Origin of the sequence: Occallatibacter sp., assembly GCF_049802275.1 — a bacterium.
In the GTDB taxonomy this organism is placed as follows: domain Bacteria; phylum Acidobacteriota; class Terriglobia; order Terriglobales; family Acidobacteriaceae; genus Telmatobacter.
Genome location: NZ_JBARMD010000716.1, coordinates 1 through 2,660 on the forward strand (window position 1 = coordinate 1; position 2,660 = coordinate 2,660).

The 2,660-nt window shown below is 58.3% G+C and carries 3 protein-coding genes; 1 reads left to right on the forward strand and 2 read right to left on the reverse strand.

Annotated elements, in window-relative coordinates; all coding sequences use genetic code 11:
- Positions 1-436, reverse strand: a 436-nt coding sequence (locus WA354_RS24125; protein WP_472815578.1) for a hypothetical protein, incomplete at its 3' end; no start/stop codon positions are given.
- Between the two features lie 146 nt (positions 437-582).
- The gene (locus WA354_RS24130; RefSeq protein WP_472815579.1) at positions 583-2,061 is read right to left on the reverse strand and encodes a DUF6600 domain-containing protein; all 1,479 of its coding nucleotides are present in this window, start codon (positions 2,059-2,061) and stop codon (positions 583-585) included.
- A gap of 210 nt (positions 2,062-2,271) precedes the next feature.
- Between WA354_RS24130 and WA354_RS24135 the strand changes: the two genes are divergently transcribed.
- Positions 2,272-2,660 (forward strand): DUF763 domain-containing protein (locus WA354_RS24135; RefSeq protein WP_472815580.1); only part of this gene is annotated, 389 nt, incomplete at its 3' end.

A 2,660-nucleotide genomic window follows, 5' to 3' on the forward strand; every position in this document is an offset into this window, starting at 1 on the left:
CCCTGTCGTGGACAGTCCACAGGGCCTCGGCGTCTACCGTGCCGGTGGGGAGGGTAAGGACAATTGCGCGAATCTGGCGTTCATTGTCTGCCGCAGGATTGCCTTCACGGCGGATCAGACCCGGCGCGTGAAATGTAAAGAGGATATGGTCTTCATCCAGAAAATCCAGCGAGACGAGGCTTTCGCGCTGGCCCTGGTAGATCGCACCCGGCGCGAAAAAACCCAGCGGCTCAACGGGGATGGTAAAGGCTGCCGGCTGTGATGCTGGATGGTCCGATTTTGCCGGCGGTGCGTCCTTTGCATCCTTTGGATGATGTCCGAAAAGCTGACAGTTCGCTGCCGCTGCCGAAGTTGATAACACGGCGACGATAGCCAGAAACCGGCCCACGTGCGCATACTCGGCGCACCAGTCAAAACCCAAAAAGCCGTTTGCCATCTCTAATGAATATTCTCGCCGATTCCAACGGTCTGGCGTCGTTATATCATCAATTTCTTATGCTGGCCCAACGCGAACGCCCATTGTGCGCAACCTCAATGCGGATGCACACAACGGGCGTTTCGAAAATAGAAACCGTAGCCCTGTTATCTCCTGACACCACTACCAGAAGAAGGTGCCGAGGGAGCCGAAGGCGCCGAAACACGTGTGTTGCCCGCTCCTCCTCCTCCCATTCCGCTATTTCCTCCAAACGAAGGGCTGTAGGAATTCATGGTCGGGGACGCAGTCGGCGGCGGACTCCCGCGATGAACGGTTGTCGCCATCGATTCTGACATCGTCATTCGGTTCTCAGTCCTTCCCGTCGTCGGAACGCTGGTGTAAATATGCGTCGTCGCGACGCCATGACTGATGGATTCGTTCGAGAACTTACCCAGATGTCCCAGCGTTCCCCGCGGCACACCCAACCCCGCCGAGTCTTTTCGGAAGACAAACGAAGTTGGCGATGCAATCTCCGATGAGGCAATCGGCTTCGCATTCACCGCAATCACCGAAGCCCCACGAGGAAGTGGCGGATGAGGCGGCGCGTGCGGGCTACTGATTGGGGTCCTTCCCATCAAGGTTTGAGCCGGGGAAAGCGCGGCTACGTTATTGATGCCATACCATCCTCCGTCCGGCATCCATCCCCAGCCAACGTTATTGCAGTAAGCCCATGAACCAGAGTGATACGGAGTCCATGCCCACGGGTACGGAGACACCCAGGAATATCCCGCGCCCTGATACCACGCCCATGAACCGTTGGCATACGGATCCCAGGCAGCGCTGGCAAAGTAGGGCCGCCACATGGAACCGCATCCGCCCGCATTCATAAAGCTTCCGTAGTACGACATGTCGCTCAGGCCATACGCGTACGGCGAATTGAAAGCACTGAAGGCCCCCACATTGGAGTGATACGAGGCGGCCGAATGATCCCACGAGTCGAACGGTGTCGATTCAACGTCCTTGGCGACAACGGGCTCGCCCTGATCGAACACCTCAAAGGATGCGGTCTTCTTCTTGGGAATAACAACTGTCTGCCCGTTCGCATCCGCCACATGAACGGCACCGTCAAACACGGCCAGTTTGGCCTTGGTGCCCTGAAGTTCAAGCCGAACATGCGTGGCTGGATCGAGATTCAGCTTGCGAGCACCGAAGATCAGTTGAAACTGATTCGAAGGCGCCTTGCTGTTCTGCGGTTTCAGCAGGCTGATGTATGCGGTACCGCTGACAACATGTACCGAGGAGACGGTGGCACCCGTTGCGTCGCGTTCAAGGCTAGGAAACTCCACCATCGAGTTTGGCGCCAGCCGCAGCGAACTGTTGTCTTCAAACTCAATTTCGGCAACGCCCACGCCGGTGCGAATTTGATTCTGCTCGATGACTGGCAGGTTGGCAATGGCCGGCTCGAACCCGCGCCCGCTGCTGCGGTCGATCTCCACTGCGCCTTTTACCTGGCTGAGGCGGACTATGCGTACTTTGGAGCCGCCGGGATTTGTGTTCGTTGCGTCATTCGCCTGCGCGAGCACTGCAGGTGCCAGCAGCGGAAGCGAAAAGAGAGTGATGGCCACGGGAAGAAAGGTCGTTCTCATGCTCGCATCCTCTTTTTGGGTTGGCGAACGTTGTTTGTAGACGCCTTGGAACAGAGCACGCCCAAGGCGCACCGTGGCAATGATGCTAGCACGAACCGGGATGAACTGACGAGCAAAGTCGCGCCCTGACAATGCAATGACATTTTGGGGTTCAAAGCGGGGAAACTCCCTTCCAATGCGGGCAAAATGCATCTGCGAGAGAATGGTTAAGTGAAACGCTCCGGCACCGCCGATCTCCCTCTGCACGGCGGTCGTGTCCCGGCATGGCTGGCCGAGCGCATGACCCAGCTCGGTACAGCGATCGTTGAGTGTGTAGTCCAATCCTATGGTCCGCACGAATTCCTGACCCGCATCAGCGATCCCTTCTGGTTCCAGGCGCTTGGCTGCGTTATGGGCATGGACTGGCACTCCTCGGGCATCACCACCTCCGTGATGGGCGCACTGAAACGGGGCCTCAATCCGCGCTTCGCGGAACTTGGCATCAGCGTTTGCGGAGGCCGCGGCAAACACTCTCAACGCACGCCGGCCGAACTCCTTGATTTCGCCGGCCGCACCGGCCTGAACGGCACCGACCTTGCCCGTACCAGCCGTCTCACCGC